The 23,909-nt window shown below is 65.3% G+C and carries 23 protein-coding genes; 15 read left to right on the top strand and 8 right to left on the bottom strand.

Features of this window, described 5'->3' with window-relative positions; translation table 11 throughout:
* The first annotated feature begins 360 nt into the window (after positions 1–360).
* The 3 genes from BLU18_RS14520 to BLU18_RS05720 all read left to right on the top strand — a co-directional run bounded on the left by BLU18_RS14520 (position 361) and on the right by BLU18_RS05720 (position 2,976).
* Positions 361–1,677, top strand: a complete 1,317-nt coding sequence (locus BLU18_RS14520) for a hypothetical protein (protein WP_143025232.1) — start codon at positions 361–363, stop codon at positions 1,675–1,677.
* 331 nt (positions 1,678–2,008) lie between these two features.
* A complete protein-coding gene (locus BLU18_RS05725; protein ID WP_092632830.1) occupies positions 2,009–2,341 on the top strand; it encodes a DMT family transporter in 333 nt (110 codons plus the stop codon).
* 77 nt (positions 2,342–2,418) lie between these two features.
* Positions 2,419–2,976 carry a DUF8173 domain-containing protein gene (locus tag BLU18_RS05720; RefSeq protein ID WP_092632828.1) on the top strand — a complete coding sequence of 186 codons (558 nt, stop codon included), beginning with the start codon at positions 2,419–2,421 and terminating at the stop codon, positions 2,974–2,976.
* A gap of 3 nt (positions 2,977–2,979) precedes the next feature.
* On the opposite strand, the gene BLU18_RS05715 is transcribed toward BLU18_RS05720, so the two are convergent.
* A complete protein-coding gene (locus tag BLU18_RS05715; protein WP_092632826.1) occupies positions 2,980–3,627 on the bottom strand; it encodes a hypothetical protein in 648 nt (215 codons plus the stop codon).
* Positions 3,628–3,920: 293 nt separating this feature from the next.
* Between BLU18_RS05715 and BLU18_RS05710 the strand changes: the two genes are divergently transcribed.
* On the top strand, positions 3,921–4,691 hold the full coding sequence (locus BLU18_RS05710; protein WP_092632823.1) for an HFX_2341 family transcriptional regulator domain-containing protein: 771 nt from the start codon (positions 3,921–3,923) through the stop codon (positions 4,689–4,691).
* A gap of 13 nt (positions 4,692–4,704) precedes the next feature.
* On the opposite strand, the gene BLU18_RS05705 is transcribed toward BLU18_RS05710, so the two are convergent.
* A complete protein-coding gene (locus BLU18_RS05705) occupies positions 4,705–6,315 on the bottom strand; it encodes a sensor histidine kinase (RefSeq protein ID WP_218124055.1) in 1,611 nt (536 codons plus the stop codon).
* Positions 6,316–6,474: 159 nt separating this feature from the next.
* On the opposite strand from BLU18_RS05705, the gene BLU18_RS05700 reads away from it, so the two are divergent.
* From BLU18_RS05700 to BLU18_RS05690, 3 genes are all read left to right on the top strand, one after another.
* Positions 6,475–6,669, top strand: a complete 195-nt coding sequence (locus tag BLU18_RS05700) for a cold-shock protein (RefSeq protein ID WP_049935367.1) — start codon at positions 6,475–6,477, stop codon at positions 6,667–6,669.
* Positions 6,670–6,795: 126 nt separating this feature from the next.
* Complete coding sequence (locus BLU18_RS14785; RefSeq protein ID WP_092632820.1) at positions 6,796–8,355, top strand: hypothetical protein; 1,560 nt, start codon at positions 6,796–6,798, stop codon at positions 8,353–8,355.
* A 78-nt stretch (positions 8,356–8,433) separates the two neighbouring features.
* On the top strand, positions 8,434–8,982 hold the full coding sequence (locus BLU18_RS05690) for a DUF7504 family protein (protein WP_092632816.1): 549 nt from the start codon (positions 8,434–8,436) through the stop codon (positions 8,980–8,982).
* Here the strand turns inward: BLU18_RS05690 and BLU18_RS05685 are convergent.
* Both BLU18_RS05685 and BLU18_RS05680 read right to left on the bottom strand, forming a co-directional pair.
* Entirely contained in the window at positions 8,979–9,206 is a 228-nt protein-coding gene (locus BLU18_RS05685) for a hypothetical protein (RefSeq protein ID WP_092632813.1), read from the bottom strand. The genes BLU18_RS05690 and BLU18_RS05685 overlap by 4 nt on opposite strands.
* Complete coding sequence (locus BLU18_RS05680) at positions 9,207–10,001, bottom strand: M48 family metallopeptidase (RefSeq protein WP_218124054.1); 795 nt, start codon at positions 9,999–10,001, stop codon at positions 9,207–9,209. It abuts the gene before it with no gap.
* 137 nt (positions 10,002–10,138) lie between these two features.
* On the opposite strand from BLU18_RS05680, the gene BLU18_RS05675 reads away from it, so the two are divergent.
* From BLU18_RS05675 to BLU18_RS05665, 3 genes are read left to right on the top strand one after another with little or no spacing between them, the layout of a single operon-like run.
* Complete coding sequence (locus BLU18_RS05675; RefSeq protein ID WP_092632806.1) at positions 10,139–10,465, top strand: DUF7518 family protein; 327 nt, start codon at positions 10,139–10,141, stop codon at positions 10,463–10,465.
* Positions 10,466–10,480: 15 nt separating this feature from the next.
* On the top strand, positions 10,481–14,059 hold the full coding sequence (gene smc / locus BLU18_RS05670) for a chromosome segregation protein SMC (protein WP_092632802.1): 3,579 nt from the start codon (positions 10,481–10,483) through the stop codon (positions 14,057–14,059).
* Positions 14,052–14,882, top strand: a complete 831-nt coding sequence (locus BLU18_RS05665) for a segregation and condensation protein A (RefSeq protein WP_092632799.1) — start codon at positions 14,052–14,054, stop codon at positions 14,880–14,882. Before smc ends, BLU18_RS05665 begins: the two co-directional genes overlap by 8 nt.
* 21 nt (positions 14,883–14,903) lie before the next feature.
* On the opposite strand, the gene BLU18_RS05660 is transcribed toward BLU18_RS05665, so the two are convergent.
* The 3 genes from BLU18_RS05660 to BLU18_RS05650 are packed head-to-tail and all read right to left on the bottom strand — an operon-like array spanning position 14,904 to position 16,862.
* A complete protein-coding gene (locus BLU18_RS05660; RefSeq protein WP_092632796.1) occupies positions 14,904–15,134 on the bottom strand; it encodes a hypothetical protein in 231 nt (76 codons plus the stop codon).
* A 45-nt stretch (positions 15,135–15,179) separates the two neighbouring features.
* A complete protein-coding gene (locus tag BLU18_RS05655; RefSeq protein ID WP_092632793.1) occupies positions 15,180–16,139 on the bottom strand; it encodes an AEC family transporter in 960 nt (319 codons plus the stop codon).
* Between the two features lie 30 nt (positions 16,140–16,169).
* Positions 16,170–16,862, bottom strand: a complete 693-nt coding sequence (locus BLU18_RS05650) for a phosphoribosyltransferase (protein WP_092632790.1) — start codon at positions 16,860–16,862, stop codon at positions 16,170–16,172.
* An 87-nt stretch (positions 16,863–16,949) separates the two neighbouring features.
* On the opposite strand from BLU18_RS05650, the gene BLU18_RS05645 reads away from it, so the two are divergent.
* The 4 genes from BLU18_RS05645 (at position 16,950) to BLU18_RS05630 (ending at position 21,902) form a co-directional block, all read left to right on the top strand.
* Complete coding sequence (locus BLU18_RS05645) at positions 16,950–17,846, top strand: PhzF family phenazine biosynthesis protein (RefSeq protein ID WP_092632787.1); 897 nt, start codon at positions 16,950–16,952, stop codon at positions 17,844–17,846.
* 87 nt (positions 17,847–17,933) lie between these two features.
* On the top strand, positions 17,934–20,207 hold the full coding sequence (ppsA, locus tag BLU18_RS05640) for a phosphoenolpyruvate synthase (protein ID WP_092632784.1): 2,274 nt from the start codon (positions 17,934–17,936) through the stop codon (positions 20,205–20,207).
* A gap of 45 nt (positions 20,208–20,252) precedes the next feature.
* Positions 20,253–21,317 (top strand): tyrosine decarboxylase MfnA, encoded by a 1,065-nt coding sequence (gene mfnA / locus BLU18_RS05635; protein ID WP_092632781.1) that lies wholly within the window; start codon positions 20,253–20,255, stop codon positions 21,315–21,317.
* 33 nt (positions 21,318–21,350) lie between these two features.
* Positions 21,351–21,902 (top strand): YqaA family protein, encoded by a 552-nt coding sequence (locus BLU18_RS05630; RefSeq protein WP_092632777.1) that lies wholly within the window; start codon positions 21,351–21,353, stop codon positions 21,900–21,902.
* On the opposite strand, the gene BLU18_RS05625 is transcribed toward BLU18_RS05630, so the two are convergent.
* A complete protein-coding gene (locus BLU18_RS05625) occupies positions 21,888–22,865 on the bottom strand; it encodes a glutathione S-transferase family protein (protein ID WP_092632774.1) in 978 nt (325 codons plus the stop codon). The genes BLU18_RS05630 and BLU18_RS05625 overlap by 15 nt on opposite strands.
* Before the next feature lie 108 nt (positions 22,866–22,973).
* Between BLU18_RS05625 and BLU18_RS05620 the strand changes: the two genes are divergently transcribed.
* Entirely contained in the window at positions 22,974–23,900 is a 927-nt protein-coding gene (locus BLU18_RS05620) for a sulfide-dependent adenosine diphosphate thiazole synthase (protein WP_092632771.1), read from the top strand.
* Positions 23,901–23,909 lie beyond the last annotated feature (9 nt).

Here is a 23,909-nt window from a genome sequence, read left to right as displayed (position 1 = left end):
ACTCGGCATCTGCTCCGTGCAGGATGGAAACAGCTCGCTGTACTCCTCCTCCCGCAGACGCAGGCGGCCGCCGACGGGATTGAGGCCAGCACCGAGATGGTACTCGGATACGACGCGGAGATCAACACCTACCTCAAGTCTCCGAAATCAGCTGTTGATGGTCATTGGGTGGCCGATATTTAACTATAACATATCATAAAATTCCAATAGGTGTGGGATCCCCTTCGCACATTTCAACATTGTTGTCTGGTCACCAAATTAACGAGCCGGGAAGATCTATATCTATCAAATTATGTCATCTATCCGGTGAGACTGTCCCTTTTCAGCCCCTTTTAGTCAGTATAACTCACTGAGATAGATATGAATAGACGCCGGTTTTTAGAGCTGGCCGGACCATCGGTGGCCGCTATTGGAGCAGGTTGTTCGGGCAATAGTGATCAGAATGATATCCAGGATACCGATGGTGATGGCGTTATCGACAGTGAAGACTATGCACCACAGGATCCAGAAGTGCAAGAGAAATCTGATCTACAGAATTCCTCAACGCCAACACTGACCCCTGCCCCGTCGTCGACGCCGACATTAACGTCAACACCAACTTCGACTTCGACACAGACTCGGACTCCAACCCAGACTCCGTCACAAGAAACTAACCAGCTTACCGTCAATGATGATTACTGGAGGGACCTCTCACACATTACTACGTTCTCTCTCCAGTCTGTAACTGTGAAAGTTACTGAAGATTATCCGGAGACGGATTACGACTCAGCAAAGCTTCTTGTGCAATTCTTCGAGTTCCCACGTAAGGGGATCATTAGAGAGAAATTCAGTGATACATTTGATCAATCTAAGGGTTCAAACGAAGTTACGGTTGATTTTGATCTTGATCCAGATAACGCGGATCAGTCGGCAAATTATAACTTCTTTGTCGGGATTGTCCCGGAAGATGCGGCTGAGGAAGATATTGATTACTCTGCGGTGGAGCCTATTATGGAAACAGATCCCTTCGATGTCACAGATACGGGAATTGAACGGGCAGATTTTGAAGAGCAACTTGAGGATGACTCTGGAGCGAATTATTCACGAAATAGCATTGAAGGGGCCTATCAGCTCGATATCTCAGGCCGAACAGCGGGAGATGATTGGACTATTGACTTTTTCGCGTATAAGTCCGCACATGCTGAGACTGTACGAAAAGATCGCGGGCGGTCACGCCAAGAATACGTTGCGTATGAACTAACAGAGGGGTCGGCTGAAGAATTAGCCTCGCTGTTGCGAGATGAAGCAGATGCACGCGGCTATAATGAGCGTGAATCTGTCGAATTTGCTATCGATTTTACTCAGGCGCTACCTTACGTCCCTGACGATGTCAGTCGAGGATTCGACGACTATACGAAGTTCATTTTGGCGACGATGACTGAGATGGGGGGTGACTGTGAGGACACATCTATAATGTTGGCTTCCATATTAGAGGCGGACTCATTTGGGTACGATATGGTGCTTATTCAGCCACCAGGCCATATGGCGGCTGGTATTCGTGATAACGACCCATCTGGATGGTACTGGGAACTAGATGGGAAGAAGTATTCATATATTGAAACGACTGGACAAGGTTGGGGAGTCGGTGACTGTCCCGAAGAATATCAAGACCAAGACGCACGACTCCACCAAGTTTAAGGGATTCTTTGGGACCTAACTTGTGTCAGAGAAGTATAGCTAGTCGGACAGAACCGGCCGGGGGCGGCGGCGTGATCCGGAGTGAAGAATAGAATCTCCGCTGTTCTTGACTGTAATACGAGGAACTCGGACACCATGAATCTTCGAGAGTACGAGCAGCGTGACAACTGATGATGTGGTTGAATCAATACGAAGTATCGGCCCTGCTCAACGCGGCCAGTTTCTCTCAATACCCTGCTCGAACGAGATCTTCCACAGCACCACCCCCAACAGACACCCACCTACCCACTCGCCGGTGTCCTTTATCCCACCCCCTGCCGTCCGCATATGTATGACCCCCTACGCATTACTCGGCCTCGCAATCGTCGCCGAGGTCATCGGGACGACGGCACTCAAACTCTCGCAGGGATTCTCGCGCCCGCTCCCGAGTATCGGCGTGGTCGTCGGCTACGGGGTGGCGTTTTACGCCCTCTCGCTCGCACTGGAGGAGCTCCCGGTCGGCCTCGTCTACGCGACGTGGGCCGCCATCGGCATCGTCGCCATCTCCGTTCTCGGAGTCGTCGTCTTCGGCGAACAGGTCGACGTGGCCGGCGTCGTCGGCATCGGCCTCATCCTCGTCGGCGTCTACGTCCTCAACGTCGTCTCCGGCATCTCCGCCCACTGAGGGGTTGGCTGTCGCACGGGCTCACAGCGTGACACGAACCCCAAAGCGTTAGTCGCCGGTGGCCAATCGCTTGCTCGATGCCCTCCACTCGATTGCTCGCCCTCGTGGCGAGTGCCATCGCTACGTGTTCGTTCGCTGGTGTCGCCGTCGCACAGGCTCCGATGGGGTCCGAGACGGAGTTGGTGGTTCGTTTCGGCGTTCAGTTCGGCGTCGCCTTCGTCCTCAACCTGATTCTCGGCGGGGCGGTGCTCGGCATCGCCCCCGACTACACGCGGCGGATGCTCGCCGGCCTGCAGGACGACCCGGTCGAACCCTTCCTGTGGGGCTTGCTCGCCGGCATCGCCGTCCCTATCGGACTGGTGTTGCTCGCGATAACCATCATCGGGCTGATCATCACCATCCCCGGACTGCTGGCGCTCTTCGTCGTCGGACTGGTCGGCAACGCCATCACCGTCTGCTGGCTGGGGACGCTCCTCCGAGGGCGAGAGGTGCCCGATGGCCTGTCGATAGTCGCCGGGGCGTTCGTCCTCGCCGCTGTCGGCCTGATTCCGCTCCTCGGCGGTCTGCTCACGACGCTCGCGAGTTTCTTCGGCCTGGGCGTCGTCGCGGAGGACCTCTACGCCTCGTGGCAGTAATCTCTACGCGCGCCCGCGAGAGCGCACGGCGCGGAGGTCGGGATTGCCTTCGATGACGTCGTCGGCGAGCGACTGCGGGTCGGTCGGATAGAACGATTCGAACGCCGCGACGAACTCGCGGGCGCGTGCTCGCGGTGGGCCGACTGGCACGGCCTCCGCGACGATTGATTCCTCGACGAGAAAGCGGAGACGCGGTTCCTCGGCAGTCAGCGGCGTCGTCTCGACGCGGAGGTCGCCCTCGCGGTCGAACACGGCGCCGTTCGACGCCGGGGTGTGGGTCCACGGGTCCGGCAGGTCGACGCTGACGTGGAGGTCCTCCAAAAACGTCTCGAACACCTGTTCGCACTCCCGACAGAGGTGGTACCGCCCCTGTGAGACGACGCGGTCGTCGACGAGGCTGGTGAGGTCGACTCGCCCCGTGTCGGTCGCAGTGGAATCACAGAAACTGCAGGTGTCGTCGATGGCGTCGCGTTGCTCCCAGTGGCGGGTGAGGTCCACCACCGTTTCGCGGCAGTCGGCACAGACGAACTGCAGGTCGGGGAGGGTCACGTCCGGATTCGCGGTGTGACGACACCGAATCCGGCCGTGGCGACGGTCCGGCGACGGCCGGAAGTGGTCGCCACAGGCGTGACACCGTCTGATGGGTGGCATACCCACGAGTCGCGCGCTGACGCGTATAATCGTTGTGCGTCGTCAGACGGGCGTCTGACCTTCTGGGCCGACGGATTCCGTGAGCAACGCGGCCCGACGCCCCCCGGGTGGCACCGCGTCTGCGGTGGAGGCACCCCCTCGCCGGACCCCGGCGCTCTGGCCGGCCGTCGACTCCCCCCTGTGTCCCGCGCGGCGGCACACGTCCCGGTCGAGACCCCCCACACAATTGAGTGTTTATGCGTTACTTACGTTACGAGCGTTACTTAATTGGCGTCGCCGCGTGAGGACGTGACATGAACGTCGCCGAGCGCGTCCACGTCATGCCGCTGGGGTTCGAACACGACCGCATCGTCGAACCAGCGCGGGAGTACCGGGCCGACCGCGTAATTCTCCTCGATTGGCTCGCCGACGACCTCGAACGTCCCGACTACCACGACGACGTGCTGGCCGACCTCGAAGCGGCCGGCATCGACATCGACTGCCGCGAGTGCGAACTGTTCGACCTGTACGACTCCATCGCGGTCATCGCCGAAATCGCGACGGCCGAAGTGACCCCCAGCGACGACGCCGACGTCGGCAACGACGTGTACGTGAACCTCGCGACGGGGAGCAAGATCACCGCCATCGGTGGCATGATCGCCTGCATGGTCACCGGCGACGCCCAACCCTACTACGTCCGCGCCGAGCGATACGCCTCGGGGGCGGAGCCGGTCGGCTACGGGATGGAACTCGCCATCGACCTCCCGACCTATCCCATGGACCGTCCCGACGCCCAGCAGATTGCCATCCTCGACCGCCTCGTCGAGGAGGGTCCGTGTTCGAAGCGGTCGCTCATCCGATTCGGTGCCGACCGCGACCTCCCCTTCATCAGCGACTGTGACCGCCCGTTCGACGCGTCGGGGAAGCCGACCAAGCAGTCCTACGCCCGCCTCCGACGCCACGTCGTGGCGCCGCTATCGGACCGCGGATTCGTCACCGTCGAATCCGTCGGCACGACTCAACAGGTCGAGGCCACCGACGCCGGCCACAACGCACGCCGTGCGTTCGGCTACCTCTTGGAGTAGCCGCCGACTCGCTTCAGTCCCACGTGAGGACGAGTCGAATCCCGTCCCGGTAGTCACCGTCGAGGGTGACCCCCCAGCCGTGGACGCGCGCGAGCGTGCGAACCATGGGAAGACTGGTGCCGATGGTCTCGTTGGACACGGCGTCGTCGTAGTCGAAGTAGCGGTCGGTGTCGCCCTGTGGCGGCTCGCCGTCGTCGGTAATCGTGATGCCGTCGTCCCAGTCTTCGACGGTGACTGTCGAGGCGCCGTTGTCGAGTGCGAACTCGAACGCGCGTTCGAAGAGGAGTTCGAGCCGGCCGGGTTCGGCCTCGACGGTGGCCGCGGTGTCAACGGTGAGCGTCGCGTCAGCGGCGTCGGGCCACGCCGCGCGCGCCGTCGCCGCGACGTCGACCTGCTTGGTGTGGGTCACCGTCCGGCCGTACTGGGCGAGCGTCGCGAAGTCGTTCATCAGCCGCGTCGTCCGATCGGTGGTGTTCGTCGCCGTCCGCAGGGCGTCACGAGCCTCCGCCACCTCGCCCGATTCGAGCTGGCTCATCGCCCACTCGACGTTGCCGCGGACGATGGTCACCGCGTTCCGGAGTTCGTGACGCATCCCGCCGGCGAGGTCCTCGAGCTGTCGGTTGTGTCGTTCGAGCTCTCGACGCTGTCGTTCGAGCGCGGTCACATCCGAGAAGACGAGGATGCGGCCGAGCGACCCCTGTCCGACCTCGAAGGAGTTCTCGCTCACCACGAAGTGTCGGCGGTCGCCGTCGACATCGAGCGAGACGGTGTCCGCGTCGCTCGCGAGGGCATCGGCCAGCGCCGGAACCGCGTCGACCGGGCTCCCGGCGGCAGCCGACAGGTCCGGAAACAGTTGCTCGGCCGAGCGGTTGTACTCGCGGATTCGCCCCTCGCGGTCGAGAAAGACCGTCGGTCCTTCGACGCCCTCGGTGAGTTGGACGGCGAAAAAGCGGTCCTCGAAGACGAAGAGGACGCCGAGCGCGAACGCCGCGACGCCGAGTGGGGCGTGAATCATGTCGATCAGGTACGGCGTCGCGTAGCCGACGATGTCGAGGACGACCGGCAACCCCGCGATACCGACTAGGCCCGCGAGCGGCGTCGCGTCGTACTCGGAGTCGACGAACGTCTCGAAGAGGGCGAACATCCCTACGGCCGCGAGCGTGTAGGAGAGCCCCGTTACAATCCAGTGGAAGAGCCCTTGCTGAATCGCCAGATGGGGGAACGGTTCCGCGACGACCATCGTCGTGAAGTAGAGGTGGTGGTACGGGTTCGTCACCTTCACACCGACGACGAACAGGTAGAGCAGGACGGCCGCTTGACGGTACGCGGGGCGGCGGTGATAGAACCGCCCGGTGTACGCCGAGCAGAAGTAGAGCCACGCGAAGACGGTGCTGAACCCGAGTATCAGGCCGACGAGATACACGCCGGTCTTGAGTCCGCGACCGGGGAGTACGAGGAGGACAGCGTGTGCGACCGCCCAGCCGCCGCTGGTCGCGAGGAGCGCGACCAGTCCACGGCGGGTGCCGGCGTCCTCTATCTGACGGGCGCGGGCGATGCCCCCGAGGCAGACGAGTCCGGCCAGCGCGAAACCGAGCGCATACGCGACGGTAGGCGAGAGTAACACGTCCTAGTAGAGTGTCCGTCTCGTAACCAATCCTTCGGTCGCCCCCTGTCGTACGATTTGGGGGATTTGACCGCCGCTATGCCCATTTTCACCGTCTCTCTCCGTGTGCATCCCCATCACGGAAGCCTTATCCGTTGATGGCCCCTCGTGTAGATTGCAATGGCAACTGGTACGGTTGATTTCTTCAACGACACTGGCGGTTACGGCTTTATCGAAACTGAGGACGCGGACGACGACGTGTTCTTCCACATGGAAGACGTGGGCGGCCCGGACCTCGAAGAAGGACAGGAACTCGAATTCGAAATCGAGGACTCGCCGAAGGGTCCGCGCGCGACGAACGTCGTTCGCCTGTAACTCGGCGATCGTTTTCGATACAGTACTCCATTTTTACCGACGCATCGACTCGTAGCGACAGCGCGATTCTCAGTCCTGAGAAGGTATCCCACATCTTGAAACCCTCTGGCCGCCGACGGGAGGGTGATGGAGCCCCCCGTGTCGCGTATCGCGCTCGCAATCGTCGTCGTGGCGACGGTCGTCGCCGGGGTCGTACCCGCGACGGTCGTCGGCGCGTCGCCGTCGATCACCGTCACCGTGCAGGGGTCGACGCTCGAACCCGGTGATTCGACGCTCGTCGAGGAGGACCCGACGGTCGGCGTCTCGGTCGACGCCGAGCAGTCGATTCGGGTCGTCTCGGTTCGCGTCGACGGAACGACCGTCCGCCGGGAGACGCCGAATTCGACGGCGTTCGACGACACGTTCGACCTCTCGCTGTCGAGCGGCGAGCGAACGCTCACGGTCGTCGTCAAGACCGACACCGTCACCAGTCACACCGTGACGGTCACGAAAGACGACACGCAACCGTACGTCCAGTACGAGACGCCGTTCCAAACGGAGGAGTTCGCGTCACCGCCGGAGACGGTGACTGTGAATCGTTCGCAGGTCGCCCTCGCGGGCAACTTCACGGACGTCACCGGCGTCAGTCATCTGCGCGTCGTCCGGCAGGCGGAGTACTCCGTCGGCACGGAAACGCAGACCGACCGCGCCGTCTACACCGCGTCGGGCTTCGACGGCTCGTTCTCGCAATCGATTTTCCTCGGCGTCGGCCAGAACAACGTCACCGCACAGTACTACGACGAACTCGGTAACGTCCGCACACACGAGTTCGAACTCATCCTCAAGGACACCGCGCCGCCGTCGCTGTCGGAGCTGTCCGTCGTCCGTACGTCACCGGACTCGCTACGGATTCACGGCACCGCGACGGACAACGGACAGATTCGCCACGTCGCCATCCACCCCGCGGACAGTTCGGGCACGGCGTATCTGGTCGAACCCGGACTCGAACGCCCCGACCCGACGCGCCAGCGCGTGACGTTCGACACGAACCGCTCGCTGTACCCCGGGAGCACCGCCGTCGTCATCGAGGCGACCGACACCGCGGGCAACACCGTCGAGCGAACGGTGACCGTCAGTCGGACCGTCGAGCCAGAACTCCGACTCAACCCGGCCGGCACGCGGTTCGTCGACGAGGACACGGTCGCGGTTCGCGGCCGTGCCGCTGGCGGCGAAATCACCTCGGCGACCGTCGAGACGGTCGACCCCGAGACGGGCGAGGTGGTTGACATCGCCTCCGTCCACGGCGGGTCGGTCGTGACCGACCTCGACGTCGACACGCAGCTGGACGCGCCCGACAACCGGACGGTCACGGTTCGCTTGCGCGTCATCGACTCTGCGGGCGCCGAACACGTCGTCTCGCTCAATCGCACTCGCGAAGTCGAGACGCCGACGGCGACGCCCACGGCGACGCCGACGCCCACGCCCGCCGCGACGGCGACGCCCGGGCCGACGCCGACGGCGACGCCCGCCCCGCCCGCCGCCGCTGGCGTGACGGTCCCCGTCCTCGGCGTGACGATACCGATGCCGGACGTGCTGGGGGCCTCTATCGGGGTTCCGGTCCCCGTCGTCGGCCCGTTCGACCTCCCGCTGGTTCCGGCTGTGGGACTGGTCGTCTTCGGACTGCTCGCCGTGGCGCGTCTCCGGTGAAGCAATTTGGCCTAGACGTTAATTGTCTAGATTCGATACTAGCACCGGGGTGATCTCATTTCGACTCATACCCGCCCGGTGAGCACGCTTCATCTGGCTGATTCGGAGACGACGGTCGATGCCACGGCGTGTGAACGGGTCGCGCCGCGGCCCGACCAGTCTGACGTCATCACCGTCTCCTTCGCCGGATCGACGGCTCGATGGCTCGACGAGTGGCACGCCTCGGCCGGCGTCCCGCCTCGCGCGACGGTCGTCATGAGCGACGGCGCCACGTGGGACGCCGGCGACCCGCGCGAACGCCTCGATTCGGCGGCCCCAGACGACACCGACCTACAGGTCGAACTCGTCGACTCGCCGGGGAACCTCACCGATCTCGGCGTCACGCTGACGGAACTGCTCGAATCGCACGACGAGTACAACCCACACACGACGCTCTGTCTCCGGTCCCTGACGGTGCTCTTGCAGTACTCCGACTCCGACTCGGTCTATCGGTTCCTCCACACGCTCGCCGGCCAGCTCGACCGAGTCGGCGCCACGGGCCACTTCCACCTCCACGGGGACGCGCACGACGACGACGTGGTTGCCAGCCTCGAACCCGTCTTCGACCAGGTCGTGCGCGACGCTTAGAGCGTCGTGACGAGGCCAGCGGCGACGAGCAGACAGCCGATTCCGAGCGCCTGCACGACTCGTTTCCACCGCGTCGACACCGTGTCGGTGCCGTACTCGCCGCCCGTGCCGTCGGGGCGACGGCCGGCGGCCTGGACGCGTACGACGGCGCCGGGTGCGAGCACGCAGACGAGACCGAGGAGGGCGCCGAGGACGATTGCGAGAAGGGTTCGAACGTCGGCCATCTACCGGCGGAGGCGCTCGATGCGTTTCTCGACCGGAGGATGCGTTGAGAGCAGGTTCGCGAGGCCGCCGCGGCCGTCGAAGATACAGAGTGCGTTCACCTGCGTGTCGACTTCGCTGTCGCGGCCTTCGGCGCCGCGACTAATCTTTTCGAGTGCGCGCGCGAGTGGTTCGCCGGTGCCGATGGCGTCTGCGGCGTCGCCGTCGGCGACGTACTCGCGGTACCGGGAGATGGCGAAGACGAACACCATCACCAGCATCTGCGTGAGTTGGCCGACGACGATGGCGAGGAAGAAGTCGGCGATGTCGTTGTCGCCCGTCATGAGGACGGCCCACTGGGCGACGATGGCGACGATGGAGGCGACGCCTTGGCCGAGCACCATCATCACCACGTCGCGGTTGCGGATGTGTGCGAGTTCGTGTGCGAGGACACCCTCGACTTCCGCGTCGTCGAGCGTTCGCAGGAGTTCCTCGCTGACGACGACGGTGCCCGCGCCCTTGCGTCCGACGGCGAAGGCGTTGGGCACGCCCATCCGGGCGATCATGAGTCGTGGCTTGTCGATGCCCATGTCTCGCGAGAGCGATTCGACCCGGTGGTGCAGGTCGGGGGCACGCTCTTCGGACAGGTCCTCGGCGCCGACGCTCCGGAGCGCCATCCACTTACCTATCTTGTACTGGACGCCGACGAAGAGGACGCTCCCGACCAGTACGAGCCAGAGCGGCCACTGGAAGACACCCATCACGACGGCCGCCGCAACTGCGTAGAACGCGAACAGGATCGAGCCGACGATCGCCATTCGGGCTTTCAGTCCAACGTGGCGCATGGACGGGTGTCGACTCCGAGACCACTAAGACCCCGCGGTTCGGCGCTCGTGACGCCGACCAAGTGGATGTCTGACGCACATTTATACGTCAGGGGGCGCCTGATACGGGCATGAGCAACAGGGTGGAGGAGCTCGAATCTCAGGTCGCGGAACTGCAGGCCGCAGTCGATGGCCTCACCGAGGAACTCGTCGAGACGCGAGAGCGGCTCCGACAGCTCGAATCCGACGAAGGCGTCGACAACTCGCGCACACCCGAACCCCGCGAGTCGTCCGGCGTCGAAGTGGACGACCACGACACGCCCGACCCGGCGGCCGAGACGGACGCCGACGAGACGGTTGACGCCGAGGCCGACGCCGAACCCGAAACTGATTCGGCGGCCGACGCGGACACCGAAGACGACGACGGCTCCGACGGGAACGACATCATCGTCGCCTGATCGGGGTCAGCCCCCATGCATATCAACGAACTGGTACTCGACGACTTCAAGAGCTTCGGCCGAAAGACGCGGATTCCGTTTTACGAGGACTTCACCGTCATCACCGGGCCGAACGGCTCCGGCAAGAGCAACATCATCGACGGCGTCCTCTTCGCACTCGGCCTCGCACGGACGCGAGGTATCCGCGCCGAGAAGCTGACGGACCTCATCTACAACCCCGGCCACGAGGACGACACCGAGCGCTCCGGCCCGCGCGAGGCGAGCGTCACCGTCGTCCTCGACAACTCTGACGGCACGCTGGACCGCTCGCAGGTAGTCAACGCCGCGGGCACCGAGGACGTGGGCGACGTGGACGAAATCGCCGTCAAGCGCCGGGTCAAAGAGACCGAGGACAACTACTACTCGTACTACTACCTCAACGGTCGGTCGGTCAACCTCTCTGACATCCGGGACTTGCTGGCGCAGGCCGGCGTGACGCCCGAGGGCTACAACGTCGTCATGCAGGGCGACGTGACCGAAATCATCAACATGTCGGCGGGGGAGCGCCGGACGATCATCGACGAAATCGCCGGCGTCGCCGAGTTCGACGCGAAGAAGGAGGACGCCTACGGCGAACTCGACACCGTCGAGGAGCGCATCGACGAGGCCGACCTCCGCATCGAGGAGAAGGAGGACCGCCTCGACCAACTCGAAGACGAACGGGAGACGGCGCTCGAATACCAGTCGCTCCGCGAGGAGAAAGAGGAGTACGAGGGCTACCTGAAGGCCGCCGAACTGGAGGACAAGCGGACGACCCTCGAACGCACGGAAAAGCGAATCGAGGCCAAAGAGCAGGAACTCGCCGACCGGCAGGCGACCCTCGACGAGGCCGAGGCCGAGGTGGACGACCTCGAAGCCGACCTCGCCGACCTCACCCGCGAAATCGAGCGGAAAGGCGAGGACGAACAGCTCCAGATAAAGAGCGAAATCGAGGAGATCAAGGGCGAAATCGGTCGCCTCGAAGCCACCATCGAGAACCAAGAGGAGAAAATCGAGTCCGCGGAACAGGAGCGCCGCGAGGCCTTCGTCACTCTCGACCGCAAGACCGAGGAGCTCGACGACTTGGAGGACGAAATCCGCTCCATCAAGGTCGAGAAGGCGTCGGTCAAAGGCGACATCGCGGACAAGCAGGACGAGCTCGCGTCCGTCGAGGAAGAAATCGAGAACGTCGACACGGCCTTCGACGAACTCAAGGAGGAACTCGCGGAGCGCAAAGAAGAGATAGAGGAGCGAAAGACCGAGCGCAACGACGCCCAGCGAGAGAAAGACCGTCTGCTGGACGAGGCGCGTCGGCGCTCGAACCGCATCAGCGAGGCCCAAGACGAACTCGAAGCGGCCCACGAGCGGATTCCCGACCTGAAAGCCGAGATTTCGGACCTGAACGGCGAACTCGACCGGGCCGAGAAGAACCGCGAGAAGATTCAGTCGGGCATCGAGGAGCTGCGCGAGGAGAAGAGCGACCTGCAGGAGGAGTTGGACGACATCGAGGACGACCTGCGCTCGAAACAGAACGAGTACGCGGAACTCGAAGCGCGGGCGAGTCGCGACGGCGACGACTCGTGGCCCCGGTCGGTCACGACGGTCCTCAACGGCGGCATCGACGGCGTCCACGGCGCAGTCGGGCAGTTGGGAAGCGTCGACGCCGAGTACGCCACCGCGTGTGAGACGGCCGCTGGCGGACGACTGGCGAACGTCGTCGTCGACGATGACGGCGTCGGGTCGACGTGTATCGACTACCTGAAATCGCGCAACGCCGGCCGTGCGACGTTCCTTCCCCTCACCGAGATGGACCGGCGCGGCCTCCCCCACGAGCCGTCACACCCGGGGGTCGTCGACTTCGCGCGCAATCTCGTCGACTACGAGGACCGCTACGCCGGAATCTTCTCGTACGTCCTCGGGTCGACGCTCGTCGTCGAGGACATGGACACCGCGCGCGACCTGATGGGCGACTACCGGATGGTCACGCTGGACGGCGACCTCGTGGAGAAAAGCGGGGCGATGACCGGCGGGTCCGGCGGTGGCTCGCGCTACTCCTTCACCAAGAGCGGCAAGGGGCGACTCGAACGCCTCGCCGAGGAAATCGAATCCTTGGAGGACGACCGTCGGTGCGTCCGCGAGGCAATTCGCGACGTGGAATCCCGCTTGGACGACGCGCGCGACCGCAAGAGCGACGCGACCGACCGGGTTCGCGACCTCGAAGTCGACATCGAGGACGTGGAGGACGAAATCGATGCGACCGAGACTGAAATCGAGGAACTGGAGACGGAACTTGAGGACCTCCGTGCCGAACGCGACGAGGTCGATGCGGAGATGGGCGAGTTAGAAGACCAGATTTCGGCGCTCGACGACGACATCGCGGCGTTGGAAGAGGATATCGCGGAGTTGGAGGAGGAACTCGCCGACTCGCGCGTGCCAGAGCTCACCGCCGAGAAGGAGGAGATAGAGGGCGACATCGACGACCTCGAAGACCGGATGGACGACCTCGACGCCCAGCTCAACGAGCGCCAACTCGAAGTCGAGTACGCGGAGGAGTCCATCGAGGAGCTGGAGGCGACCATCGAGGACGCCCAGAACCGGAAGGCCGAGGCCGAAGAGCGAATCGAGGCGGCCGAAGCCGACATCGAGAGTCGGGAGGCGACCCTCGAAGAGAAGCGGGCGGCCATCGAGGACTTGGAGGACGAACTCGCGGACCTGAAAGCCGAGCGCAGCGACCTGCAGGACGAGCTGCGGGAGGCACGGGAGGAGCGAGACACCGCCCGCGAACGCGTCGCCGACGTGGAGGCGGCCATCGAGGACTTGGAGGACGACGTCGAGCGCCTGTCGTGGGAGATAGACGAACTCGAAACGGAGGTCGGCGACTACGACGCCGAGGAGATTCCGGACCACGACGAGGTGGCCGAAAACGTCGAACGCCTCGAAGCCGAGATGGAGGCGTTAGAGCCGGTGAACATGCTCGCCATCGACGAGTACGACGAGGTGCAGGACGCCCTCGAAGACCTGCAGGAGCGCCGCGACACCCTCGTCTCGGAGCGCGACGCCATCGAGGAGCGCATCGAGGGGTACGAGGCGATGAAAAAGGAGACGTTCATGGAGGCGTTCGACGCCATCGACGCCCACTTCCAGGACATCTTCGAGCGCCTGTCCGCGGGCACGGGCGAGTTGCACCTGGAGAACGAGGCCGACCCCTTCGACGGTGGGCTGACGATGAAGGCCCAGCCGGGCGACAAGCCGGTCCAGCGACTGGACGCGATGAGCGGTGGCGAGAAGTCGCTGACGGCGCTCGCCTTCATCTTCGCCATCCAGCGTCACAACCCAGCGCCGTTCTACGCGCTGGACGAGGTGGACGCCTTCCTCGACGCCGCCAACGCCGAGCGCGTGGGCGAGATGGTCGACGACTTGGCCGGCGAGGCGCAGTTCGTCGTCGTCTCTCATCGCTCCGCGCTGCTCGACCGCTCCGAGCGCGCCATCGGCGTCACGATGCAGGGCGACAACGTGAGCGCCGTGACGGGTATCCGACTCGACGACGGCGACCCAGAGGTGGCCGCGGATGACTGAGCACGTCCCCGACGACGTGACGCTGCCCGAGGCCGACGATGACGAGGTGGAACCGGTCGAGGTGCTGGTGCAGTTGGCCGAGGAGGGCGACATCGACCCGTGGGACATCGACATCGTCGACGTGACCGACGCCTTCCTCGACCACCTCGACGAGACGGACCTCCGGACCTCGGGGCGGGCGCTCTTCTACGCGAGCGTCCTCCTGCGGATGAAAAGTGACGCCTTGCTCGACGACGGCCCGGACGAACCGGAGCCGGAGCCGTGGGAAGTCGCGATGGAGGGTGGCGACGCGCCGCCGATGGACGGCCACGACCCCATCGACGCCTTGGACGAGGAGCTCGACCGGCGACTGGAGCGCAAGCACGCCCGCGGGTCGCCGGAGACGCTGGACGAGCTGGTCCGCGAACTCCGGGAGGCTGAACGGGACTCGTGGTGGAAGGAGTCGCGGTCGTACGACACCTCGGAGTCGCCGGCCGGGTACGACCGCGGGACGCAGACGCTCGACTACCGCGCGGCTGACGACGTGCGTCCCGGCGGCGAACCCACCGAGAACGACGTGACGGAGACGACGCACACGGAGGACATCGAGACGACCATCGAGTCGGTCCGCGAGGAGGTGTCCACTCACTACGACGCGGGGCGCGCCGAGGTGCTGTTCGCAGAGGTGCGGACGGCGGGCGGCGCGCCCGTGGATACGTTTCTCGCCCTGCTCTTTCTGGCGAATCGGGGCGAGATTCGACTCCGGCAGGACGACCTCTTCGGCGACCTGTGGATTCGTGACCCGTCGGCGCCGACGGTCGGCGACGAAGCGGTGGCAGACTGAGGCTGACGAAGCCGTCGCGGACTAGTTTGGCAGGTTGTCGGTGACGGCGAGGACCATAATCAGGCCGAGAATCGCGAGGAGGAGGATAGCGACTCGGATGTCGACCAGGAAGGAGACGAGGGCGGCGATGCCGGTGTCGTGGGCGAGTTGGACGGCTTCACGCTCGACGACGGCGTAGGGTGGGACGTGGACCGCCGCCAACACCGCGACGACGAGGACGAGTAGGTAGTCGAGGCCGTCTCTCTCGCGCATTCATCCCCACTGGACCGCGCGAGGGCTTAAGCGTCGTGGCTCAGCTCAGACGAGCAACCCCGATTCGAGCGCCGCGATGAGGAGCGTCAGGACGGGCACGCTCAGGAGTGTCGTGACGAGGACGGTAGTGCTGACATACTCGGCGACGGAGAGGCCGTCGCCCGCGGACTCGCCGCCGAATTCGACGACGAGCAAGAGCGGCGTGATGGCGGCCGGCGTCGCGGATTCGAGGACGAACGTCCGCGCGACGGTGGGGTTATCGAAGCCGACGGCGAGGGCGACGCCGACGGCGACGGCGGGCGCGACGGCCATCTTCAGAAGCGACGCGACGCCGACCTGCGGGAGCGCGGCGCCGTAGTCGGTGTCGGTGAGCTGTATCCCGAGAATCAGGAGCATCAGCGGGATGGAGGCGTTGCCGACGAGTTCGAGCGTCGCCATCGCGGTGCCGTCCGCGGGGGGTGCGACGCCCAGCCAGCGGACGAGGAGTGCGGCGGCGACGGCGTAGACGAGGGGAATCTCCAACGCGCGTTTCATCCCGCTCAGGCCGTGGGAGCCACCGCTTCGCTGCGCGATGTAGATGCCGATAGTGTAGACGAGCACCGTCTGTACCGTCAGGTAGACGACGGCGGTGCTCCGGCCGTCGACGCCGAAGGCGAACTCCGAGAGGGGGACGCCGTAGTTGCCGGAGTTGGGGAAGGCGCTCACGAGGACGAGTGCGCTCAGGATGGGTTCGTCGAGGCCGAGCACGCGGCCCACCACCTCCGCGACGACGAGCATGCCGCCCAGATAGGCGGCGGTGGCGACGCCGATGCGGGCGAGCGTCGCCCCCGAGAACGACGCGGTGGCGATGCTGTGGAAGATGAGTGCGGGGACGAGGACGTACACCGTGACGGTGTTGAGCGGGCCGATGTCGATATCGCGGGCCCGCCCAAGCGCCATCCCGACACCTGCGAGGGTGATGATGGGGAGGATGGCCGTCGCGAAGATAGAGAGGAGCGAGCTCACGCCGCCACCTCCGACTGCCTGGAGCGCACGTTACGCGAGTCGCCAGGTGTCCGTCCCCGCCGGTTCGACCACGTCGCGGCGCACCATCTCCGTGAGCACCTCGTCGAGGCGGTCCGGTTGGGCGATTTCCATCTCGATGCGCTGGATGTCGTGTTCGGCCGCCAGCAGGCGTCGGATGTCGTCGCGGTCGAACGTCTCGGCGTCGGCTCGCTCCATGACGCCGGCGACGATGTCTATCATGTCCTCGATGAAGTTCCAGGGGTAGACGATCCACGCCCACTCGTCGAGTCGTTCGCCGACGAAGTCGGGGTCGAACTCGCTGGTGTCGAGGAGTTGGAGGGTCGCGGTCCGCACGTCGTTGGGGTTGCGGCCGGTGACGTAGTCGTGGGCGTGACTGAGCGACCCGCCCGTGTCGGCGATGTCGTCGATGATCAGCACGTCCTTGCCCTCGACGCTCCCCTCGGGCATGGGGTAGCGAACCTCGGGGTCGGCGCCTTTCGACGCCGTGCCGACGTAGTGTTCCATCTTCAGGCTGGTGAGGTCGTCCAGCCCGAGGAAGTCACAGCAACACCGGCCGGCGAACCAGCCACCGCGGGCCAGGGCGACGATGACGTCGGGGTCGAACTCTGCGGCCCGGACCTCGTCGGCGACGTCCCGACAGAGGCCGTAGATGTACTCCCAGTTGGTGATGGTGCAGGTGAAATCGTCCGGGAGATCGCTCATACCACCGACTGTGACGGCCGTGGGGTAAGGACTTACGACTCGGCCGAGACCCCTAACGTCTTGTCGTCGCCCGTTCACGTCGGAGGTATGGAGACGCGCCGAACGCTGTTGATCGACGCGTTCGCGGACGAACCGCTCGCGGGTAACGTCGCGGGCGTCGTCCCCGACGCGACGGGACTCGATGCCGAGCAGATGGTGGCCATCGCTCGCGAACTCGGGGCGAGCGAAACGGCCTTCCTCTTCGACGACGGCGACGCGGACCGTCGCGTCCGGTATTTCACCCCCGAACAGGAGGTCGACCTCTGTGGCCACGCGACGGTCGCGAGCCTGGTCCACCTCGACGACGAGGGTGGACTGGACGAGGGGCGGCTTCGGACGAACGCCGGTGTCCTCGACGTCGAGGTGACCGACGAGGGCGTGGCGTGGCTGGAGACGGAGGACCCGTCGGTCGAGACGGTCGACGTGGACTACGAGCGCGTGGGAGAGGCGTTGGGTATCGACCCCGCGGCCATGCAGGACGTGGGCGCCGACCTCCCGGCCGCCGTCGCGTCGGTCGGCCTGCCCTTCCTGCTCGTGCCGGTGAACTTCCTCGAACGCCTCGCCGAGGCCGACCCGGACATGGCCGCAGTCGAGGAGTTGGCGGCGGCGTACGACGCCACCGGTGTCTACGCGTTCACGTTCGACGCGCTCGATGCGGAGTCGACGCTCCACGCACGGATGTGGGCGCCGGGCGCGGGCGTGCCGGAGGACCCGGTGACGGGCACCGCGAGCGGCGCCTGCGGGGCGTACCTCCACACGGTCGACGCCTTCGACGACCCGCCGGCGTCGATGCGCTTCGAGCAGGGCCATTTCGTCGACCGACCGGGACTGGTCCACGTCGAAGTCGACGGCGAGACGGTCCGTGTCGGCGGGCGAGCGGTCACGTCGCTCGACGGCACGCTCGCCGTCCCTCCGTCCGACGAGGACGACATTCTCGAAGCCTGAAACGGCTCTCGCCGGGGGCGCAAATTTGGCCGTAGTTGCACGGTTCGAAACCTTCTTTATCGTTCTGGTGGGATTCCTGCGTACGAAATGGCTGTAGCTTGGCTGGAGGACGTGCGATCCGCCGATCTGGGGACGGTCGGTGGCAAAGGAGCGTCGCTCGGCGAACTCACGGGGGCGGGACTGCCGGTCCCCCCGGGATTCGTCGTGACGGCGGGTACCTATCGGACGTTCATCGAAGAGGCTGGCATTGACGAGGAACTGTTCTCGGCGGTCGACGTCGACTCCGAGGACTCGGAAGCGCTCGAAGCGGCCCACGAGCGCGCACACGAACTCATCGTCGAGACGGAAGTCCCCGACAAGGTACGCGACGAAATCGTCGAGGCGTACCGGACGATGGGTAACGGCGAGGAGTTCGTCGCGGTCCGCTCGTCGGCGACGGCGGAGGACCTGCCGGACGCGTCCTTCGCTGGCCAGCAGGAGACGTTCCTGAACGTCACGGAAGACGACCTGGTCGACCGCGTACAGGAGTGCTGGGCGTCGCTGTTCTCCCAGCGAGCCATCTACTACCGGAACCAGAAGGGCTTCCCGCACGAGGAAGTCGACATCGCTGTCGTCGTCCAGACGATGGTCGACGCCGAGAAGAGCGGCGTGATGTTCACCAGCCACCCCTCGACGGGTGACCCGCGCATCATCATCGAGGCGGCATGGGGTCTCGGCGAGGCGGTCGTCTCCGGTGCGGTGTCGCCCGACAACTACGTCGTCGACCGCAACTCTGGCGAGGTCGAACAGGAGACGGTCGCGACGAAGAAGGTGATGCACGTCAAAGACGAGGCGACGGGCGAAACCATCGAGACGGACGTCCCCGAGGAGAAACGCGACGAGCGCGTTCTCACGCAGGAGGAAATCGACCGCCTGATCGAACTCGGACGGAAGGTCGAAGACCACTACGGCGAACCGCAGGACGTCGAGTGGGCCGTCGCCGGCGGCGAGGTCTTCATGCTCCAGTCGCGTCCGATTACGACCATCGACGACGACGCGAGCGGCGCCGACGAGAGTGACGAGACCGATGACGAGGAGAGCGACGAGCACCTGCTCTCGGGCCTCGGCGCGAGTCCGGGGGTCGCCTCGGGCGCCGTCCGCATCGTTACCAAACTCGACCACCTCGACCAAGTGCAGGAGGGCGACGTCATCGTCACTGAGATGACGATGCCCGACATGGTGCCGGCGATGAAACGCGCCGCCGCCATCGTCACCGACGAGGGTGGGATGACCTCCCACGCGGCCATCGTCTCGCGCGAGCTCGGCGTCCCGGCCGTCGTCGGCTCCGGCGGTGCGACGCACACGCTCGAAGACGGGCAGGTCGTCACCGTCGACGGCGAGATGGGGACGGTCCGCGAAGGCGCCGTGAACGTCGACTCGTCGGCGAGTCCCGGCAGCGACGACGACGAGACGCCGGTCGGCAAGCGGCCAAAACCCGTCACGGCGACGGAGGTGAAGGTGAACGTCTCGATTCCGGAGGCGGCGAGTCGCGCCGCGAAGACCGGCGCCGACGGCGTCGGTCTGCTCCGACTCGAACACCTCGTCCTCTCGCTGGACAAGACGCCCGAGCGCTACATCCGCGACGAGGGCGTCGAAGCGTACATCGAGGAGCTCATGGACGGCGTCCAGACCGTCGCCGAGGAGTTCTATCCCCGGCCGGTTCGGGTGCGCACCATCGACGCCCCAACCGACGAGTTCCGCCAGCTCGAGGGTGGCGAGGAGGAGCCACACGAACACAACCCGATGCTCGGCTACCGTGGCATCCGTCGGAGCCTCGACCGCCCCGAAGTGTTCGAACACGAACTCGAGGCGTTCAAACGGCTCTACGACATGGGCTACGAGAACCTCGAAATCATGTTCCCGCTCGTCACCGACGGCGACGACGTGGCAGCGGCGCGCGGTCACATGGAAGCCGTCGGCATCGACCCCGACGAGCGTGACTGGGGCGTCATGATCGAGACGCCGGCCAGCGCCCGCGGCGTCGACGACATCATCGCAGAGGGCGTCGACTTCGTCTCCTTCGGGACGAACGACCTCACCCAGTACGTGCTGGCGGTCGACCGCAACAACGAACACGTCTCCGACCGGTTCGACGAACTCCACCCGGCCGTGCTCGAGATGATCGGCGACGCCATCGACGACTGTCGGGCGGCGGGCGTCGACACCAGCATCTGCGGGCAGGCTGGCTCCGACCCCGATATGGTGGACTTCCTCGTCCGCAAGGGCATCACGTCCATCAGCGCCAACATCGACGCCGTCGCGGACGTGCTCGACGAAGTGGACAAGGTCGAGGAGCAACTCATCCTCGATTCGGTCCGCTGACCCCGGAGCGCAACGGCTAAACGGCGCCGCCGGTACGGTGTAGGCATGGAGCAGGCGGTCCCCCAAACCTTCGACCGCGTTCTCTCCAGTATGTGCACCCGGCCACACCCCGTGGCTCGGGCGGCAGCGGAGCGATTTCTCGCGACGAATCCCGGCGACCCCGAGACGTACCGCGCAGTCGCGGACTTGGAGACGGAGGTCGTCGAGACGCTGGGCGAGCTGACGGGTCTCGACCAGCCACGCGGCTACGTCGCCAGCGGGGGGACCGAAGCCAACATTCAGGCGGTGCGGGCGGCGCGCAACCGAGCGAGCACCGACGACCCGAACGTCGTCGCGCCGTCCAGCGTCCACTTCAGCTTTCAGAAGGCGGCTGAGGTGCTCGGGGTCGACCTCCGCATCGCGCCGGTGGGCTCGGACCGACGCGCCGACCCCGAGGCGATGGCGTCGCTGGTCGACGACGACACGGCGCTGGTCGTCGGCGTCGCGGGGACGACGGAGTACGGTCGGGTCGACCCCATCCCCGAACTCGCCGACCTGGCGGCGGAGGCGGACGCGCTCTGTCACGTCGACGCCGCGTGGGGCGGGTTCGCGCTGCCCTTTACCGACCACGAGTGGCACTTCGGCCACGCAGCGGTCGACACGATGACCATCGACCCACACAAGATGGGGCAGGCGGTCGTCCCGGCGGGTGGGTTGCTGGCTCGCGACGCGGCGACGATGGACGCCCTCGCGGTCGAGACACCGTATCTGGAGTCCACGTCGCAGGCGACGCTCACCGGCACCCGGAGCGGTGCGGGCGTGGCGAGCGCGGCGGCGGCGCTCGACGAACTCTGGCCGGACGGCTACCGAGAGAACTACGAGCGCGCACAGGCGAACGCGGAGTGGGTCGCGGACGCACTCGCTGACCGCGGATTCGACGTGGTCGACCCCGTCCTCCCACTCGTCGCCGTCGACCTCCCCGACTCGCTGTTCGCGGCGGTACAGGACCGTGACTGGCGGCTGGCGCGCACCGCTCGCGGCGAGTTGCGACTCGTCTGTATGCCCCACGTCACCCGCGACACCCTGTCGGCATTTCTCCGTGACCTCGACGCGTGCCGGGACGAAATCTGAAAGACTTACCTTACCCCCGTCAGAGGGTGAGGTGTGGAAGCGTTCGTCCCCCTCGCTGTCACCGACCTGTTTGGCTTCGAGTGGCTGACGCGACTCGTCCGAAGCGCCACGGGGTGGGGTGGACTCCTCATCATCTTCGTCTACTCCTTTCTCATCGCCTTCGCGCTGCCCGGCGTCAGCGAAGTCGTCCTCCTGGCACCGCTCGATTTGGGGCTCCCGACGTGGGCGCGACTCGCGATTATCATTCTCGTTTCGGCGACGGGCAAGGCCGCCGGGAGTGTCTTCGCGTTCCACCTCGGGCAGGAGGCCAAAGAGGCCGGGCCGGTGATTCGATTCCTCGAACGGTCGCGGTTCGATGTCATCGAGTGGTCACAGCGCCGAACCGTCGAAATCGCGAGACGCTGGGGGTACGCCGGCCTCGCACTCGCGCTCTCGGTCCCCTTCTTCCCCGACACGCTCTCGATTTACGCCTTCGCCGTCCTCGAAGAGGACTACGTGCGCTTCGCGGCGGCGACGTTCGCGGGCAGTGTCGGGCGCTTGTTGGTCACGCTCGCTCTGAGCGCGGGCGTCCTAGCGGTCCTGTAGCGCCTCGGGCGGGCCGCCCGGCAACTGGTCCCGGTCGTGGCCCTCGGTGAAGTCGATGTCGGGGCCGGTGGGGACCAGTCGCTTCGGGTTCAGGTCCGCGTGGCTCTCGTAGTAGTGACGGACGATGTGGTCCATGTTCACCGTCTGCTCGATGCCCGGTGTGGTGTAGAGGTCCTTCGTGTACCCCCAGAGATTGTCGTACTCGTGGATGGCGCGGCGGTTACACTTGAAGTGCGTGTGGTAGACGTGGTCGAACCGGACCAGCGTCGCGAACATGGCGAGGTCGGCCTCGGTGAGACGGTCGCCGGCGAGATAGCGCTGGTCGGCCAGTCGGTCGTCGTAGCGGTCGAGTGCGTCGAAGAGGTCGGCGACGGCGTCGTCGTAGGCGGCCTGCGAGTCCGCGAAGCCGGCGCGATAGACGCCGTTGTTGATGGGGTCGTAAACGTCGTCGATGAGTCGGTCCACTTCCTCCTGATAGCCCTCGGGGTAGAGGTCCACGTCCCGCGTCGCCAGTTCGTGACCGGCCACGTCGAGCATTCGCATGATCTCCTCGGACTCGTTGTTGACGACTGTCTCCTCCTGCAGGTCCCAGAGGACGGGCACGGTCGGTCGCCCGGTGAACCCGTCGTCGGCGCGGACGTACAGTTCGCGGAGGTAGTCCACGTCGTGATGCGGGTCGGGGTAGGTGTCGGAGAACTCCCAGCCGTCGTCGTAGCGAACGGGTTCGACGAGCGACATCGAGATGGCGTCGTCGAGGCCCTTGAGCGAACGTGTCATCGCGACGCGATGCGCCCACGGACACGCCCGCGAGATGTAGAGGTGGTAGCGGCCGGCCTCGACGGGGAACGCCTCGTCGGGGCCGATGCGGTCACGAAACGCCGACTCCTGACGCGTGAACTCGCCGTCCTCGTTGGTCTCGATGTTCTCCTCTGCGGTCCACTCGCCCTCGACGAGTCGACTCACTGGTCGCTTCCCTCCGAGTTCATACGCGTATCTGGTCGCTGAACGGCGAAAAGCCTTCGGCGGGATGGCGCAAACTATATGAACCACTTGGTAATACTACTGGGTGGTATGTCTTCGTTCGACGAATTCAGCCAAGTCGGTGAAGCGGACGTAACACGCGCAATCGGACAGGAGTGGACCGAGGAGTTCATGGACTTCTCGGACTCGGACGTGCTCATCATCGGTGGTGGGCCGTCGGGGCTGATGGCGGCCAAGGAACTCTCCGAGCGCGGCGTGAAGACGATGGTCGTCGAGAAGAACAACTACCTCGGCGGCGGGTTCTGGCTCGGCGGCTTCCTGATGAACAAGGTGACCGTCCGCGACCCCGCACAGGACGTGTTGGAGGACCTCGACGTGGACTACAAGCCCGCGAAGGATACGGAGGGCCTCTACGTCGCCAACGGGCCGGAGGCGTGTTCCGGCCTCATCAAGGCCGCCTGTGACGCGGGCGCGAAGATGCAGAACATGACGGAGTTCACCGACATCGTGATTCGCGAGGACCACCGCGTCGGCGGCATCGTCATGAACTGGACGCCGGTCCACGCGCTCCCGCGCGAAATCACCTGTGTCGACCCCATCGCCGTCGAGGCGGACCTTGTCATCGACGCGACGGGGCACGAGGCCGTCGCGGTCAACAAGCTCAACGAGCGCAACGTCCTCGACGCGCCGGGCATCGAACACGCCGAGGAGCACAATACCGGCATGGACAACACCGGCGACGACACCTACGGCGCGCCCGGCCACGACTCGCCCGGTCACGACTCCATGTGGGTCGGCCAGAGCGAGGACGCCATCGTCGAGCACACGGGCGTCGTCCACGACGGCCTCATCGCGACGGGGATGGCCGTCGCCACCACCTACGGCCTGCCGCGCATGGGACCGACGTTCGGCGCCATGCTCGTCTCGGGCAAGCGCGCCGCCCAAGCGGCCATCGACGAACTCGGCGTCGACGCCGCCGACGTGGAGCTCACGTCCCGCGCGCCCGCCGACGACTGACGCAGACGC

It is taken from the genome of Haloplanus vescus (assembly GCF_900107665.1).
GTDB classification, from domain to species: Archaea; Halobacteriota; Halobacteria; order Halobacteriales; family Haloferacaceae; genus Haloplanus; species Haloplanus vescus.
This window is presented reverse-complemented; position numbering and strand designations above follow the sequence as displayed.

Excerpts from the sequence above, each read along its gene's own strand:
- BLU18_RS14520 (WP_143025232.1), top strand. The coding sequence starts at position 361 with ATGAATAGACGCCGGTTTTTAGAGCTGGCCGGACCATCGGTGGCCGCT.
- BLU18_RS05725 (WP_092632830.1), top strand. The coding sequence starts at position 2,009 with ATGACCCCCTACGCATTACTCGGCCTCGCAATCGTCGCCGAGGTCATC.
- BLU18_RS05720 (WP_092632828.1), top strand. The coding sequence starts at position 2,419 with ATGCCCTCCACTCGATTGCTCGCCCTCGTGGCGAGTGCCATCGCTACG.
- BLU18_RS05715 (WP_092632826.1), bottom strand. The coding sequence starts at position 3,627 with ATGCCACCCATCAGACGGTGTCACGCCTGTGGCGACCACTTCCGGCCG.
- BLU18_RS05710 (WP_092632823.1), top strand. The coding sequence starts at position 3,921 with ATGAACGTCGCCGAGCGCGTCCACGTCATGCCGCTGGGGTTCGAACAC.
- BLU18_RS05700 (WP_049935367.1), top strand. The coding sequence starts at position 6,475 with ATGGCAACTGGTACGGTTGATTTCTTCAACGACACTGGCGGTTACGGC.
- BLU18_RS14785 (WP_092632820.1), top strand. The coding sequence starts at position 6,796 with ATGGAGCCCCCCGTGTCGCGTATCGCGCTCGCAATCGTCGTCGTGGCG.
- BLU18_RS05685 (WP_092632813.1), bottom strand. The coding sequence starts at position 9,206 with ATGGCCGACGTTCGAACCCTTCTCGCAATCGTCCTCGGCGCCCTCCTC.
- BLU18_RS05680 (WP_218124054.1), bottom strand. The coding sequence starts at position 10,001 with ATGGCGATCGTCGGCTCGATCCTGTTCGCGTTCTACGCAGTTGCGGCG.
- BLU18_RS05675 (WP_092632806.1), top strand. The coding sequence starts at position 10,139 with ATGAGCAACAGGGTGGAGGAGCTCGAATCTCAGGTCGCGGAACTGCAG.
- smc (WP_092632802.1), top strand. The coding sequence starts at position 10,481 with ATGCATATCAACGAACTGGTACTCGACGACTTCAAGAGCTTCGGCCGA.
- BLU18_RS05665 (WP_092632799.1), top strand. The coding sequence starts at position 14,052 with ATGACTGAGCACGTCCCCGACGACGTGACGCTGCCCGAGGCCGACGAT.
- BLU18_RS05660 (WP_092632796.1), bottom strand. The coding sequence starts at position 15,134 with ATGCGCGAGAGAGACGGCCTCGACTACCTACTCGTCCTCGTCGTCGCG.
- BLU18_RS05650 (WP_092632790.1), bottom strand. The coding sequence starts at position 16,862 with ATGAGCGATCTCCCGGACGATTTCACCTGCACCATCACCAACTGGGAG.
- BLU18_RS05645 (WP_092632787.1), top strand. The coding sequence starts at position 16,950 with ATGGAGACGCGCCGAACGCTGTTGATCGACGCGTTCGCGGACGAACCG.
- ppsA (WP_092632784.1), top strand. The coding sequence starts at position 17,934 with ATGGCTGTAGCTTGGCTGGAGGACGTGCGATCCGCCGATCTGGGGACG.
- mfnA (WP_092632781.1), top strand. The coding sequence starts at position 20,253 with ATGGAGCAGGCGGTCCCCCAAACCTTCGACCGCGTTCTCTCCAGTATG.
- BLU18_RS05620 (WP_092632771.1), top strand. The coding sequence starts at position 22,974 with ATGTCTTCGTTCGACGAATTCAGCCAAGTCGGTGAAGCGGACGTAACA.